This is a genomic window from Desulfurispirillum alkaliphilum, assembly GCF_055378285.1.
Map to the genome: position 1 here is coordinate 2,742,885 of NZ_AP042405.1, position 15,532 is coordinate 2,758,416.

Sequence of the window (15,532 nt, forward strand, 5' to 3'; positions counted from 1 at the left end):
CGTTTCCCCTCAATCCCACTCAAGGCAGTCGCCCACCTGGATGCCGCGGTGCGAAAAGTACCCCTGAACCACCTCCAGGGCGTAGCGGTAGGGCTGTGCTGGACGATAGGCGACGGCTTCGCGCTGGCAAAGCGAGACAGGCCCTTCAGAACACGGGAACATATCCCTGATATCGGCAATACACCTATCGGAAGCAATGTAGGCGATACTGAGGGGCAGGTGGGTGCGGTACATCCAGAAACCGCTGGTGTGATCGTGGGAGAAGATGAAGAGCATCCCGGAATTCTCCGGCATGGCAGTGCGGTACATAAGGCCCCGCTGGTGCTGGATGGTACTGCCGGCAACCTCAACCAGCAGCTCATGGCTCCCACCGGCAGCTGCATGAATGCGGAGTCGGGTTGTCTCAAAGGTGATGGGCGACTGATCCCGGGGAAGTTCAAGAACGGAGCCATTGGCGGTGACAAGCGCCTGCCGGCCATGACTTCCTGTCGCCACCAGAAGTACCAGCAGCAGGCTGACCAGGTGGTTCAGACGCGAATATCGCCACACGGCCCACAATCCGTCGTCCCGTCGTGGGGAGGAAGCTGCAGCGTAAAGACCACGCCACCATCGGTGTTCGCCGCATATATCCTGCCGCCCATATGCCCATCGATGATGGAGCGGGCCATATAGAGCCCCGTCCCCATGCCACTTGGCCGCGTACTTACGTGCTCGCGGAAAATTTCTTCTTCCATGCCTTCCGGTATGCGCGTACCCGTATTGAATACCTCGACAATGTACTTGCCGGACTCTTCATAGAGGCGGAGCTCGACCCGGCCCTCACCACGGGCAAGGTCGCCCTGGTTGCGGAACATGACAATGGCATCCTTGGCATTGCCGACGATATTCAGTACCACCTGTTTGAATTCATTGGCGTAGCCACAGATCATCATGGGGCGGGCCAGGGTACTTTCCCCATGGCAGCGGTAGAGGGCCACGGGGATCTGGTGGTGCTGCAGAAGTGGGGAGAGGATCTGCAGGACTTCCTCAGTGGCCCTGGCAATGTCAAAGGATGTCTTCTGGCGACTTGGACGCAGAAAATCACGAAAAACCCGGACGGTCTGAGTCAGAAAACGGATGTTCTCCTGACCCTTCTCCACCTGCCCAAGGAAGTGTTCCGGTTCCGCAACTTCCTGAGCGTAGCGCTTCTTGATATCCTGCAGAATCAGGCTCAGCCCGGTCAGCGGCTGACCCCACTGGTGGGTTATATTGGAAAGCATCTGTCCCATGGTGGCCATTTTAGACTGCTGCACCAGTATCTGACGCTGCTCCTCCAGGCGCTTGCGCTCACGGATATCCCGCACAATGGCAACCACGACTTCCATGTGCTCCAGCTCCAGGAAACTCAGACTGATCTCCACGGCGATAAGTTCACCACTGCTGCTGCTCAGGTGGCTTTCGAGAAAGGTAGCCGATGGAGAGCGCTGGTCGAAAAACTCGCGAATACTCTGCTTCAGGGCGACGCCATGGGGCGCCGCCACCAGATTCGTGAGCCGCAGCTGCAACAGCACCTCCCGAGGGTAGCCCATCTGACGGCAGAAGGTATCGTTCACATCGGCAATGGCCAGCCTCCCCTCGGTGTCGGAGGAAAGAACCATGATGCCATCGTGGATACGATGAAACAGGTGCTGATATTTCTTCTCTGCCTCCTGCCAGCGATCCTGGACTGTTTTCATGCGACTCTGCACCCGGGAGGAAAAGGGCAGGGTCAGGAAGTACACCCCCATCAGGGCCAGAACCACCGTAATGGCAGAGGCCGCTGTCAGGAATTGGCGGTTGGAACGCAAATCATTCAGAATCGCGTCGGCGGGAACCCAGATACTGATGCCACCATGAATTTCACCGGGAACATAATTGGTATGACAGCGCACGCAGGTCGGCTCAATGGGAAGCGGGGCCATATAACGGAAAAACGGCTTACCATCACGCTTCTCATAGAGAAAGGTCTCCATCTCACCGGCGCGGAATCTTTCAATGGAAGCGGTTTCAAAGTCATCAGCCTGATTTTTCGGATTGATGGGCAGCAGTCCAGCCATTCGAAAAGCAAAGGCTCCGTGAATATTGGCCAGATCGGAAACTTCATGGGTCACCATGGCGGGAGTGCGCAGCAGATACTCATTACCGAATTCGTCGCGTATGCTGCTGCCATTGCCGAAGATTTTCTCCAGATGGGGGCTGGGGATCATCCCCTCCTGGCGCTTTACATAGATACCGCCATGCAATGAAACCCAGCGCCGCACATAGACAATCTCCTGCAGAAAGGTACGTCCACGATCAAGCAGCTGTTCATGGGAGGAACTGCTCAAATGCATCCCGAACGCGAAGAAAACCGCAAAAAGGATCAGGGTCATAAACACGTAGATGAAAATGACATATTTGCGGATAAGGTCCAGCAATGGGTACTCCAGTATAATTGCGGCGTGTGACATCAATGTGCATAAAAGAACAAAGACAATTGTATAAGCAAAGGAGCTGAAAACACAAGTCCAACCGCTCCTGCCACTGTTGACTTTTTCACGTTCCCCCTCTACAAAGTGGCATGGACAATAACGCTGTGAATCAGCAGACAATTGAAACGGCAACCATGGGCGGCGGCTGCTTCTGGTGCACGGAAGCCGTTTTTGCGCTCCTGCCCGGGGTCCTGAGCACTCTGCCCGGCTACAGCGGTGGCGAAACCCCGGAGCCAACTTACGAGCAAGTCTGCCGTGGCGAAACCGGCCACATCGAAGTGGTGCAGGTCGTTTTTGAACCAGCCATTCTCAGCTACCAGCACCTCCTGGATGTTTTTTTTCGCAGCCACGACCCCACTTCCCTGGATCGCCAGGGGAACGATATCGGTTCCCAGTACCGCTCGGTCATCTTTTTCCATAGCCCCGAACAGGCCCAGCAGGCGCACGCCTGTATCGACAGGCTCGAGAGAGAGCACCAATTTCCTGCGCCAATTGTCACCCAGGTTCTGCCACTGGACGTGTTTTACCCTGCGGAACCCTACCATCATCGCTATTTCACGAACAACCCCTCCCAGGGGTACTGCCGTGCCGTTATCGCCCCCAAAGTTTCACGTATACAGGAGAGCTTAACAGCGTGCAGGAACACCACAGATTAAACAGGTTGCTGAAAGATACTCAGGGGCAAAGCGCCCGCAGGGCGAGGAGGGCAACGTACGCCCCATTCCCTGCAGCACCGCGCGACAGCGGGCCACGACATCAATGGGGATTTTTCAGTACGTTGTCAGAAATACGGTTGCCGGGAGCAGAGAATGGAGCGTGAAGACATTACTCTGCAGGACTTCCGGCACGCAGTCGAGATATTCGGCATGCCCGGTCGCTTCACTCTGGAGCGCCTGAAATCACGCTACCGTCAGCTCAGTCGCAAACATCACCCTGATTTCGGAGGGGATGCGGACACCATGGCTCAGGTGAACCGTGCCTACGGCATTCTGAGCGACTATGTGGAGCGTTACCACTTCCAGTGCAGCGATGACGAGTTTCTGCGCCAGAATCCTACCCAGAAATACTACCACCAGTTTCATCACGCGCCCCAGGCAGACAGCGACACATAAACTCAGCCAAACTGCATGGAATAGTAGCGCTGATAGGTTCCCTGGCGCCGCAGGAGCTCTTCATGGGTGCCAGCCTCCACGACACTGCCGTTTTCCAGCACCAGGATCTGATCTGCGTGAATAATTGTGGAAAGGCGGTGGGCAATCACAAAGGTCATGCGCTCACGCATCAGGTTCGTGAGAGCTTCCTGAATAAGGGCCTCGGATTCATTGTCCAGGGCGGAAGTCGCCTCATCGAGAATCAGTATGGGAGCCTCGCGCACAATGGCCCGCGCCAGGCAGATACGCTGCCGCTGACCGCCGGAAAGACGCAGCCCCCGATCCCCGATATAGGTATCAAGACCATCGGGCAGCCGGGAGACAAACTCCAGGGCGTTAGCAGCACGGAGGGCGTTGTCCAGCTGCTCTTCAGAAGCATCGGGTCGGCCATAGAGAATATTCTGGCGTATGGTATCGTTGAACAGAATCGTCTCCTGATCCACAAAGGAGATCAGGGAGGTCAGATCCTCACGCCTGATATCGCGGATATCCACTCCGTTGATGCGTATGGCCCCCTCAGTCACGTCGTAGAACCTTGCCAGCAGGGAAACGATCGTGGTCTTCCCTCCACCGCTCATACCCACAAGGGCGACAACCTGATTGTCCCTGGCCTCTATATTGATGTCCCGCAGCACGTACTCCTGCTCATCATAGGCAAAATTCACCTGCTCAAAGGACACCTGGCGCACCGGCAGCTCCACGCGCTGTGGCTGCTGAGGATCTTTTATGTCCGCTTCCGTGTCGATAACCTCAAAGACCCGTTCCGCCGCGCCAAAGGAAGCCTGCAAAGTGGCATGCAGTTTCAGTAATTGTTTGATGGGCTTGTAGAGCATGGTCAGGGCGGCCATAAAGCTGAAAAGCTCGCCGGTGGTCATGGAGCCCTCCACCACCAGTTTGCCGCCAAACCAGATGGTCAACGCAATGCCAAAGCCCGTGAAGAGTTCAATGACCGGGGTTGCCATGGCATCGCCCTTGATGGCCTTGCGGGTAAAACTAAAGTAGCGGCTGTTGCTTTCCGTGAAATGCTGGCCCATCTTTCGCTCAAGGCCAAAGGCTTTGATGACCTTGATGCCGCTGAAGGTTTCCTGCAGTATCTGAGAGAGATCGGCAATTTTGGCCTGGGCGAAGCGGGTGTACTTGCGAATACGGCGGCTGATGGCACGCACGGGAAAATAGGTCAGGGGCATGACCACAAAAGCCAGTACCGCCAGCTGCCAGCTCTGGTAGAAGATCAGCGCCAGCAGAAATATGACCGTCAAACTGTCTTTGACGATGATTATGGCAGCCTGGGCAATGGCATTGCGCATGATGTCGATGTCGTTGAGGGAACGGCTCATGAGCGAGCCGGTTGAGCGCTGCTGATAGAAGCGCATGGAGAGGCTGAGCATATGCTGGTAAAGTTCGTTGCGCAGGTCCTGCACAATACGCTGACCGACCACTTTGATGGTGTATTGTTGCCAGAACGTGCAAAAACCTTTAAAGAAAAAGAGCAGAATCAGCCCGATGGGAAGATAGATCAGCAGATCCGCCCGTTTGGCGATAAAGATGTCATCCAGTACCGGCTTTACCAGGTAGGCCGTTCCCGCATCGGCCAGTGAAACACCGATACCGAACACCACAGAGATAACAATCAGTCGGGTATAGGGGAAAACATAGCGAAAAAGGCGACGTGCTACCATGAAAAAGCCATCTCACTTTGCCGGAACGAATCTGAAAATGCCAGGCCAGAATACCCGAAATTCCGCTGAATGAAAGGAAAAAAATGAATCGCATACTCTTGCTGCTGCTACTCATCCTGGGAACGGGTCTTCCTTCCAGCGCCCATGTCATAACCTCCCTGGAAAAGCAACCATGGGCAACCCAGCTTTCCACCAGTCAAAAACTGGAAATACGCGACGCCATCAGCACAGTCATGGGCAGCGCCCAGCCACCGGGCCCCACCCAGAGACAGCGTTTCTGGGAACTGCTCGGATCCATGCCTCCTGCTGAATTTCAGCAGTTCACCCGGGATGTCATCCAGATACACCTGCGCCATCAGCTCCTCTGGACAAGAGACGCCCTGATTACCGCCCGCAGCGGTGTGGCCCGCAAATCCCCGGAACGGGAGACTCTGGAGCAGGCCATGATGCGCCAGGGCATCTTCTCCCGCTGGCAAGTGGAACAGATGGATACGGCCCTGACCCAGTTCGCGGCGGGAGAGGCAACCCGCCTTCCTGGGCTCATTCCCCTGGAAGCAGCAACCCTGGAGCAGACCCTGGATAATCTGGAAAAGGCGGAAGAGCACCTGGCTACGCTGTTCAGCCGCCCACTGGACATGCCTGCAGACAGTGCGCTCACCCACTTCACGACCCGCGCCTTCCAGGCCACCATCCAGTCGCGACAGGGCCCTCTGGACGTGCAGGCCGCACTGAAAATCCACTTTGCCAGCCGCAATCCTGCCACGACCATGCAGGAGCTGCGCACAGTTCAGAACCATATTGAAAGCACTGCCCGTGATGTGATTTTCGCCCAGCGGGCTGAATCCGTGGAAACGCCCCAGGGCAGAGAACGCATGCTGCGTCAGCTGGCCAGAGACCTCGGCGCCCTCATCCACAGTGGACGCATTGAACGGGTGGAGCTGCAGAACTGGAATGTCAGGGCCCCCTGAAATCCATACGTACTCTCATTTCACACCTGAAGGATACAGCTCAAGTTTCGCACCCTTGAAAGAGCATGCTGACGACGCAGTCTTTGATTCTCTGCTGGAATGCAGCGATTTGTTCTACAAAGACAGCAGTGCTTGACTTCAATATCTCGCCGCAGAGCTCATAGACGAACTCAATGTACTGATCGAGATTAAAAAGCACACTGAGTGTTTGCAGCTCGCACTCGGTTTTCTCGAATAGGGTTCCTTTGTAGCGATAGTCTTCTTCTTGTCGCTGCATGATGGTGAACACGATGCTCCTGATCATGCTGATGGTTAAAAAGCAGATATTTGACTCAAAGTTGCGGCACTGGCTTTTGCCAAAGTCCCAGGTGTGCTTGAGCTCCTTAAAAAGCGTTTCTATGGACCAGCGATTGGCATAGGTATCTATAACTTCCTGCTCGCTGTGGTGGGTCAGGGTGCTCAGCAGGATAATAGGCTTGTAGTGGCTGCGCTTGTCTACAGGACGGCAGAACACCAGCTTTACCGGAGTATTGCCGAAGTCTGCTCTTATGGAGCGAACTTCCACCTCCACATTGCGCACGGTGATGACTTTTGCGCGCAGGCTGGGAACAACCGTATTCCAAAGCTGCTGTGTTGCGTAAGGTTTCCCTTGGCAGGTCACCATGATCGTCCTTGTCGCTTTGAGCTGAGCGCAGACGTTGTAGCCGATCTCGTGGTAAATCTTGCCCACCAGTTTGGGATAGCAATACCAGCTGTCAAAGAGTACCGCATCGGCCTCAACTCCCTGGTTCCGGGCTCTTCTCAGCATTTCCAGCACCAGGTCGGTTTTCTTCATTCCCACTTCCATGCGACGTCTTGCTGCATACGAGCGCCCATCAAGATCAGCAGGTTCCAAATGCTCACTGACCCGGTTCGCTGAAGACTTGATGGCAAAGTCCATGGGGATAGTGGAAGTTCCATCGGTGTAGCTCAGGCACGGTATTTCGAAACCCATGGTTGAGCGCTTCTTGCTCTTGTCGAATATCCAGCTCAGGTACTCAATACGCTTGCCGGTCTTTTCCAGCTGGGAGTCGTCAATAGTCAGGTAGCGTCCACTATCCGGATAGTATTTACCCAGGATGCCAACAGCGCGCATGGCAACACACAAAAGCAGTTTGCGCCAGTGAATGCACTGGCGCTGTGCATAGCGGTAGGCAGTGTCCTTCTTCAGGCTGAATACGGAGCCCTGTGCTTTACGCACAAACCTGGCTATCGTGCTGGAGGTAAATACTGCCATAAACAGGGAGACAAAGACCTTCACCCCATCTTCGCCCTGCTGCTTGTTCATGCCACACTTCCTGGCCAAACGCTGAAAGTCCAGCATGCGCAAAACCCGTAATACTTCGAACTGTTCAAGAAGACGCGCTTGCAGTTTTTCATCACTCAGGGTAACTTTTGCCATTGATGACCTCCTGTGGCTTGGATACTCGTTTTGTGTTAACTCAAGTATACCAAATTGCGGGGGTCATCGCTAGTTAAATGCTAGCTTTTAAAGACCTTGCGCTAGAATCAAAGGATGCGAAACTTCAGATACAGGATATTTCCCCTTGCTTTTTTCCAAAGTGGGCGTATACCAGATGGTCTGCACAGGTCCTGCATGGCAGGCACAGGGCAGCACCGGTGCAGACTTCACTTGTCTTTCCTGCCCACAGCGACAGGGGAAAGGTCAAGAAAATGGATTTCAGGTCGTTTTTTCAGGCTGATGTTCCCAAAACCGTCACCTGCCTTCGCGAAGGCTACCGTTTCAGCGTATTCACCGCCGACCTGATTGCCGGACTCACGGTCGCCATCGTCGCCCTCCCTCTGGCCATGGCCTTCGCCATCGCCTCAGGAGCCAGCCCCGCCCAGGGGCTCTACACCGCGATAATCGCCGGATTCATCATCTCCGCCTTTGGGGGGAGTCGCCACCAGATCGGTGGCCCGACAGGCGCCTTTGTGGTCATCGTCTACGCCATTATCATGCGTCACGGCTACGATGGCCTGCTGCTGGCAACCCTGATGGCCGGGGCCATGCTCATCCTGATGGGGGTTTTCCGGATGGGCACGGTTATCAAGTTCATTCCCTACCCCGTCACCACCGGATTCACCGCCGGCATAGCCCTGATTATCTTCATTTCCCAGATTAAAGATTTCCTGGGACTGCCCATAGAGACACTGCCCGCCGAGTTCATCCACAAGCTGATGGTCTACGGGGGCAGCATTCACCAGATAAGTGTCCATGCCTTTGTCCTGGCCACCAGCGGTGTCATTATCATTCTGGCGTGCCGACGTTATGTACCCAGGCTGCCGGGGCCCATTGTCGTCGTCACCCTGGGAGCCCTGGCGGCATGGTTCTTTGGGTTGCCGGTGGAAACCATTGAAAGCCGCTTCGGCAGTATCCCCAACTCCCTGCCAGCGCCCTCATTGCCCCAGTGGGACTGGCAAAAAGTACAGGCGGTCTTCCCCTCAGCCCTTACCATAGCCCTGCTGGCTGCCATTGAGTCCCTGATGAGTGCTGTGGTGGCCGATGGTATGACCGGGCGACGCCACAAATCCAATGTGGAGCTGGTGGCCCAGGGGCTGGCCAACATGGGTGCTGCACTTTTCCAGGGCATTCCTGCCACAGGCGCCATTGCCCGCACGGCAACCAACATCAAGGCCGGAGCCATGACGCCCTTTGCCGGTATATTCCACAGCCTCTTTCTGCTCCTGTTCATGCTCCTGCTGGCTCCTCTGATCGTCAAGATACCCCTGGCTTGCCTGGCGGCCATTCTCGTGGTGGTTGCCTGGAACATGAGCGAGATGAAAAGCATACGACACCTGCTCCGCGCTCCGCGCAGCGATGTGGTGGTGCTCTTCACCACCTTCGGCCTGACGGTGCTCATTGACCTGACCGTCGCAGTGCAGGTTGGAGTACTGCTGGCATCCCTGCTCTTCATCAAGCGCATTATAGATGTCAGCAACATCAGCCCGGTAAACCTGCAGGCATTTTCCGGCGAAAACGAAGAGCGGCACGACCCCGATGCCACGGAACACAAGCAGGTTCCCCATGGAGTGGAGGTCTACGAAATCAATGGCCCCTTCTTCTTTGGCGTAGCCGATCGCCTCAAGGGCGTCCTGCAGATTATCAGAAAGCCGCCACAGGTTTTCATTCTGCGCATGCGCAGCGTCCCCTTCATTGATGCCACGGGAATGCATGCCCTGGAGGAGTTTCACCAGAAATGTGAGCGCAACGGTACACAGCTTGTGCTCTCCGGCGTCAGTCCGAACCTGGAACAAAAACTGCGCAGATATGGTTTCCATGCAGCTGTTGGCGAAGCGAACATCTGCCCCCATATTGATTGTGCTCTGGCTCGCGCCCGAGCAATCCTGGAAATACCTGCGCGCTCAGTGAAAAACAGCGCCCCAGAGGGCCTGGGGCAGTGACACAATACTCTGCGGAACCGGCGGAGAGAGCAGCCACAGTGCCACCAGCACCACAAGGCACAGCAGCGTGGGAAAGGGTTCGCCGTAGAGCTTCAAAGCACTGCCAAAGGATCGCTTGAGCTTCGCGCCACTGATATTCACCGCATAGACCTCATCCATGACCAGGTGAATCAGAAACCCTGCCAGCACAAAAAGCGCCAGCCACCAGCTCTGCAGCGCACTGCTTCCCAGCAGGGTGTGACTGGCCACCGCTGTGGCGGTGGTCGCCACCAGAGCCGCCGGGATGCTGTGAATAATGCCGCGATGCACTGCAAAACGCTGCAGCACACTCTCCAGCACAACTCTCAGGCCGAGAAAACAGATTCCATAAAGCAGTGGCAGCGCCCAGAAGGGTATCGAGGAGACCAGGCGGATACAGATCAGCAGTGACAGCGCCATGGCAAATATGGACAGCATCACCCTGGTAGGCCTGGACTGGGGAGCGTCGATATCGGGGAGCACGCTGCCGAGGGTGCCTGCCAGTACCAGGCCCAGCGCCAGGCTCAGGGGAACATTCTCATGGGTAACGGCCAGGGTGGCCAGGGCACCGCTCATGACCGTGCCGGCCGCCAGGTGGGTATCAAACATCGCCATTCTTCACTCCTCGCAATTCCTTCTTCAGCAGCAACGCCCTGAGACTCTTCCGGGCAAGCAAAATAACAATGATCATTGAAAAAGCAGGCCGGACAGGGTAAATACAAAGATAATAAACACCAAGGATATCCCCATGAGCCACCGTGATGGAGTACTGGAAGCCAACATCAAGACGACCGATGTCAAGGAGACCCTCTCCCAGGCTGCCCGCAAACACAAGGTCAGCCTTGAGGACATCAGCTTTACCATACACCAGTGCTCGGAGGCCAGGCGATCCGGCAATCACCTGTACCGGGAGTACCTCATTGACATATTCACTAAGGGCCTCTATCCCGTCGTTCTGAAGTACCATATACAACAGCGGGTCAAGGATGGCCGCAAGGAAGCCTACCTGCATATAGACGATGCCAGCGAGATCGACCTGAGCATCGCCACGCCCCTGGAGGTACTGACGGAAATCAAGAAGATCCTCGCCTATGAAGGAGTCATCTTTGGTATTATCGCCGATGAGCTTCTCTACGAGATAGCGGTTCAGGTATACAAGGCCTCCAAGGAAAACCAGCCCCTATGCCCGGAACCCTATCTGGTAGCCAGGGGACAGGCGCCAAAGTCATCGGAACTGCCAGGCCCCACCCTCTACCACTTTGATCACCAGGGAGGCGTAGCCAAGGGCAGAACAGCGGGGGAGACCTTTCTGGTACGCGAAGGCGAACTGCTGGTCACGGAGCCTGTCATCCGCGACAGCTCCCTGTTCATCACCCCCAATGGTTCCATTGTCCTCCCCGGCAACCTGCCCCCCGTAGTTTTCACGGAAACATCTTCCGGAATCCGGCGCGAAGAGTCAGCGGATGAAATCCGTTATTTCGCTGAGTCTGCCGGATACCTCTCCATTGAAAATGGCGTCCTGACCCTGCGCTCTTCCGCGAAGCCCACTCCCGGCGCCAGGCACGAGGTTCTCGAACAGGTGCAAACCCCTGCCTCCACGCCGAAGCCACCACCGGTGGACACACCAGAGCCGCAAACCGCCACTGTGGAAAAGCCTCAGGCAATCGCTGAGGAACATGCGGCACCCACCCCGGCAGCGAGAAAAGCGGAAATTGACATGCGCAAGCTCTCTGATGCCCAGAAGACGCTGCTTAAGGTCAAAAAGCTCTTTTCGCTTTTCGAAGGACTCACTAACGAAGGCTTGCTGCAGGTGACCTCAGAGGCCCGCATTATCCGTTACAAGAAGTTCGACATTGTCTTTGAACAGGGCAGTGCAGGCAAGGAAATCTACTTCATCATCAACGGGGTGGTGGATGTCATGGTTGGCACGCGCCACGATATCGGCAACCTTGAGCGCTACATCGACCACTTCACCGCTTCACGGCTTACCCAGGGATCTTTTTTTGGTGAAATGGCCCCCATCACCGGGGAGAAACGCAGTGCCCGCTGCGTCTGCTCATCCAACGAAGCAGTCCTGCTCTGCTTTAAGGTCACAGATCATATCACACCGCAAAATGCCATGCAGATGGCTATTCTCTACCAGAATTTCGTCAAGGCTCTGGCAGCCAAACTCAAAAGTTCCAACGAGGCGATCGCCCAGTCCTGATTCCACTCTGCAGGGTCCGCAACGCAGAAAGTGCCGATTGCAAAGCAACCGGCACTTTCTCTCAAGGAAGGAGTTCTATGGTGAGAAGGAAGGGGTCTCGTCAAAAGCCTTTCAGCGGGCTTCCCGTGGAGTGAATGGGCCACGGACATAACCAGCCGGGTTTACGTGAAGAATAAACGTATTGCCACGATCATCAACTACCGTTGCCGTGTACATGGTGGCTCTGGGCGTTTCATAGGAAACGACATCCGCCACCGTAAAACCGTTGAGATTTTTGGCAACAAATTCCTGTGCAGCCTGGGTCGCCTGCTCCTGAGTGACCGGATCTCGCTGCTCCCTTGCCTGCTGACACTGCTCGGTGTCACATCCACCAAAACAGCCCCCGCGCTTGCCACCGGGACCGCCCGGATACGCGTAAGCTGCTGTGGCAATTATGGCCATGAGGGCCAAGCCTGCCAGAAAACGGCCTTTTGTGTTCATACTACTGCTCCTGAGTCAAAGTGTGAAAAGTGTGTTGTGTGTGCTGTACTTCAGGATATTGCATGTACCATGCCAATTGTGAAAATGTTTATTATTGGCTGTTGGCTGCCCCATGAGAGCCTTTCACCTGTTAAAGCTTTGCGCATCTGTGCAATTTCTGCACAGGAAGAGGGGCGCATCCAGGTGTCCTGCGCCTGTCCCCAACAAAAGGATCAGGCGCAGTTACCAGGCGATCAGGTTTCTTCCCAAAAGATACAGGCTGCCGGGCAACCGTCTATGGCATCCTGAATACTGGCTTCATCGGCGCCATCAGGGTTTGCGACAAAGGCTGTGCCCTCATCATCGCTGCCAAATACATCGGGAACACTGTCATAACAAAATCCGCAGGCAATGCAGGCGTCTGAATCAAGGCATACTTTCCTGGCCATGATATCCTCCTCAGGTGCAGGGTTAATGAATTCACTGCTTTTCCTGTGTGAAAGTATAGGCATCTGCCAGCGGTTTTCCTTGACAAATATCAACTTTGCTCCCCAGGTGTCGTTTACCAAAAACCCGTCGACACCCACGCCCTTCGCCATTCACGCAATACATATTCAACTCGGGCATCTACCTCCGCGCGCTTTGATGTTCTGCACCCCTATACCGTTTGCAGAAATACCTCAGCAATCGAAAACACTCAGATCTGAAGTTTCGCACCCCCCGAAACGGCAGGTTGTCGGTGTCGACACTGATGCCATATTGGAATGGCAGAAATGGCTCTGCACAGGCGGCGTCGCTTGACATTATCCTCACCATATAGACGAGTTTCTTTTGCCACTTTTTACCCGCAAAAAGTGGCTGGGAAACGGCCCCCAGTGCTTTCCTTAGCAGCCGTCCGCTTGCCTGGAACTGGGGACCGCAAACAACCGCCCTCCGTGGCTTTTGGTTTGCGGTTGCCGCCGTCGTGGCGGCAACCCTGCGGGTCCATAGCGTTATGCAGGCAATTGAAAAGCTCTCAGGTGCAAGGCGCAAGCAAGGTGAGAAGTGAGGCGTACTTCCTGTACGGCGCAGTGACGAGCGATGCCCGGCAACGCAGCAGATGGGCCTCTTTGATCAGCCTGCTGTCGGATCTCCAGAACAGGCGAGCAATGAGCCGGAAAAACGGGCGTTCGGGGGGCGCGTTTTTGTGTCCTTTTTGCGCGGTCAAAAAGGACAATATCCGGAGACAAAAAGTGGATTATCAGATAAGTCAAGCATGCAAAATCAATAGGGTTTTCGCGAGACAAACACAAGGATAACAACAACTTAACCCAAGACAACAAGGTACGAAAGTTGAGTCAGATGCGATAAAATCTCAACACCATGTGTTTTTTCACAAATTTTCGCTGCGCAACAGTTCCACTCATGATACAGTCAACCGGTCAACGAGAAAACCTATAGGGATAGTGGAGTTTATCATGGGTCGAAATATGACGCTTCAGGCAAAGATCTACGTATTGATTGCTTTCTCCGCTCTGGGCCTCCTGGCACTCGGCTGGGTTCTGTTGAGCAACCTGCAGGATTCCATGATGGAAGACCGCAAATCAAAACTGGTCGGCGTCGTCGATGTGGCCTACAGCCTGATGGAAAACTATCACGGACGTGTTCTGGCTGGTGAGCTGGATACCGAAACCGCCCAGCAGATTGTACTCAATGCCATCCGCCCCATGCGTTATGACGGTGATGAGTATTTCTGGATCAATGACATGCATCCCCGCATGGTCATGCACCCCTTCAACCCGGCCATGGAAGGTCAGGATATCAGTGGCAACCGCGACCCCAATGGCCTTCACCTCTTCCTGGAAATGGTGCGGGCGGTACGCCAGAGTAATGCCGGCTTCGTGAATTATTTCTGGCCAAAACCCGGCCACACGGATCCTGTCGAAAAAATATCATACGTAAAAGGCTTTGAGCCCTGGGGGTGGATCATCGGCAGTGGCGTCTACGTGGACGATGTCCGCGATGATGTCAATGTGGTCTTCCGCAAGAGCGCCATTCGCGGCGCACTGGCCACGGCCATTATCCTGACCATCTCCATCGCGGTTGGCTTGCTGATCGGACGCTCCATTTCCCGGCCAATTTCACGTGCTTTCCATGAAATCAACCAGTCGGGAGACCAGGTTCTGGTGGCCTCCCAGGAGATAGCCAGCAGTGCGGCCAGCCTCGCCGAGGGCGCCAGTGAACAGGCCAGCAATGTCGAAGAAGTGAACGCCACGATTCACGAGGCAAGCTCTGCCAACGAGCAGAATGCCGAAAATGCCAAGCAGGCCAATCTCCTGGCCCACGAAGCCAACCAGGCCGCTGTCACCGGCGACACCCAGGTCAAGGAACTCATGGTATCCATGGAAGAGATAACCACGGCCAGTGAGCAGATTGCCAAGATCATCAAGACCATTGACGAGATAGCCTTCCAGACAAACCTGCTCGCCCTGAATGCTGCTGTGGAAGCCGCCCGTGCCGGTGAGCACGGGCTCGGATTTGCCGTTGTGGCTGAAGAGGTCAAGAGTCTGGCGGGCAGATCAGCCAATGCGGCCCGCGAAACAGCCACCATCATTGAACGAGCCATTGTCCGCATCAAAGAGGGCAATGCCATTGCGCTCCGCACCAATGCCGCGTTTGGCGATATTGTCGACAAGGTACGCAAGAGTTCGGAAATCATCAATGACATCTCGGCATCCATCCAGGAGCAGGTCTCTGGCATGCAGCAGATTGCCACATCCATGTCACATATTGACCACATCACCCAGCGCAACGCTGCCACCTCTGAAGAAGCAGCCGCCGCCAGCGAAGAACTCAATGCCCAGGCCCAGAACATGATGCATGTGGTGGGCGAGCTGGGGAGCATAGTGGGGATTCGCATCAGCAAGCAGGTTCAGGAGTACCTGCCCCCCGCTGACAACCGGCGCTGACAAACAACCTGCTCCTGCCTGGCACGCTCATCGCGCGCAGCGCTGTCAAAAAATGCGGATTTTTGCTATTTCCCATTGGACAGCGCTGCGGAAAAAGCGTATACATTGCCGGCAATAATACTTCCCCTGGCTCCGCCTCAGCGGGCTGGCGAAATTCCGGAAGTTCGAGG

At 55.3% G+C, this 15,532-nt stretch carries 13 protein-coding genes; 6 read left to right on the top strand and 7 right to left on the bottom strand.

The window, feature by feature from the left end:
* Positions 1-9: 9 nt before the first annotated feature.
* Together ACZ46I_RS12355 and ACZ46I_RS12360 are read right to left on the bottom strand one after the other, a co-directional pair.
* Positions 10-549: a DUF192 domain-containing protein gene (locus ACZ46I_RS12355; protein WP_013505462.1), complete on the bottom strand. Its 540-nt coding sequence runs from the start codon at positions 547-549 to the stop codon at positions 10-12.
* A complete protein-coding gene (locus tag ACZ46I_RS12360) occupies positions 528-2,435 on the bottom strand; it encodes a c-type heme family protein (protein WP_464280960.1) in 1,908 nt (635 codons plus the stop codon). The genes ACZ46I_RS12355 and ACZ46I_RS12360 overlap by 22 nt, the downstream gene beginning before the upstream one ends.
* A 143-nt stretch (positions 2,436-2,578) precedes the next feature.
* On the opposite strand from ACZ46I_RS12360, the gene msrA reads away from it, so the two are divergent.
* Together msrA and ACZ46I_RS12370 are read left to right on the top strand one after the other, a co-directional pair.
* On the top strand, positions 2,579-3,145 hold the full coding sequence (gene msrA / locus ACZ46I_RS12365) for a peptide-methionine (S)-S-oxide reductase MsrA (protein ID WP_464280961.1): 567 nt from the start codon (positions 2,579-2,581) through the stop codon (positions 3,143-3,145).
* Positions 3,146-3,298: 153 nt separating this feature from the next.
* Positions 3,299-3,601, top strand: coding sequence for a J domain-containing protein (locus ACZ46I_RS12370; protein WP_013505465.1), 303 nt, complete (start codon positions 3,299-3,301; stop codon positions 3,599-3,601).
* 2 nt (positions 3,602-3,603) lie between these two features.
* On the opposite strand, the gene ACZ46I_RS12375 is transcribed toward ACZ46I_RS12370, so the two are convergent.
* Positions 3,604-5,319, bottom strand: a complete 1,716-nt coding sequence (locus ACZ46I_RS12375) for an ABC transporter ATP-binding protein (protein ID WP_464280962.1) — start codon at positions 5,317-5,319, stop codon at positions 3,604-3,606.
* Between the two features lie 83 nt (positions 5,320-5,402).
* Between ACZ46I_RS12375 and ACZ46I_RS12380 the strand changes: the two genes are divergently transcribed.
* Positions 5,403-6,287, top strand: a complete 885-nt coding sequence (locus ACZ46I_RS12380; protein WP_464280963.1) for a hypothetical protein — start codon at positions 5,403-5,405, stop codon at positions 6,285-6,287.
* A gap of 40 nt (positions 6,288-6,327) precedes the next feature.
* Here ACZ46I_RS12380 and ACZ46I_RS12385 read toward each other — a convergent pair whose 3' ends face one another.
* Positions 6,328-7,728 (bottom strand): IS4 family transposase, encoded by a 1,401-nt coding sequence (locus ACZ46I_RS12385; RefSeq protein WP_464280369.1) that lies wholly within the window; start codon positions 7,726-7,728, stop codon positions 6,328-6,330.
* A gap of 272 nt (positions 7,729-8,000) precedes the next feature.
* Here ACZ46I_RS12385 and ACZ46I_RS12390 point away from each other — a divergent pair, with 272 nt between their 5' ends.
* Positions 8,001-9,731, top strand: a complete 1,731-nt coding sequence (locus ACZ46I_RS12390) for a SulP family inorganic anion transporter (protein WP_464280964.1) — start codon at positions 8,001-8,003, stop codon at positions 9,729-9,731.
* On the opposite strand, the gene ACZ46I_RS12395 is transcribed toward ACZ46I_RS12390, so the two are convergent.
* Positions 9,693-10,364, bottom strand: a complete 672-nt coding sequence (locus tag ACZ46I_RS12395) for a metal-dependent hydrolase (RefSeq protein WP_464280965.1) — start codon at positions 10,362-10,364, stop codon at positions 9,693-9,695. The two genes, ACZ46I_RS12390 and ACZ46I_RS12395, sit on opposite strands and share 39 nt — an antisense overlap.
* A gap of 133 nt (positions 10,365-10,497) precedes the next feature.
* On the opposite strand from ACZ46I_RS12395, the gene ACZ46I_RS12400 reads away from it, so the two are divergent.
* Positions 10,498-11,955, top strand: a complete 1,458-nt coding sequence (locus tag ACZ46I_RS12400) for a cyclic nucleotide-binding domain-containing protein (protein WP_464280966.1) — start codon at positions 10,498-10,500, stop codon at positions 11,953-11,955.
* Between the two features lie 111 nt (positions 11,956-12,066).
* Here the strand turns inward: ACZ46I_RS12400 and ACZ46I_RS12405 are convergent, their stop codons facing one another.
* Complete coding sequence (locus ACZ46I_RS12405; RefSeq protein ID WP_013505471.1) at positions 12,067-12,435, bottom strand: hypothetical protein; 369 nt, start codon at positions 12,433-12,435, stop codon at positions 12,067-12,069.
* Positions 12,436-12,668: 233 nt separating this feature from the next.
* Complete coding sequence (locus tag ACZ46I_RS12410) at positions 12,669-12,863, bottom strand: ferredoxin (RefSeq protein WP_013505472.1); 195 nt, start codon at positions 12,861-12,863, stop codon at positions 12,669-12,671.
* 1,008 nt (positions 12,864-13,871) lie between these two features.
* Here ACZ46I_RS12410 and ACZ46I_RS12415 point away from each other — a divergent pair.
* Entirely contained in the window at positions 13,872-15,362 is a 1,491-nt protein-coding gene (locus tag ACZ46I_RS12415) for a methyl-accepting chemotaxis protein (RefSeq protein WP_464280967.1), read from the top strand.
* Positions 15,363-15,532 lie beyond the last annotated feature (170 nt).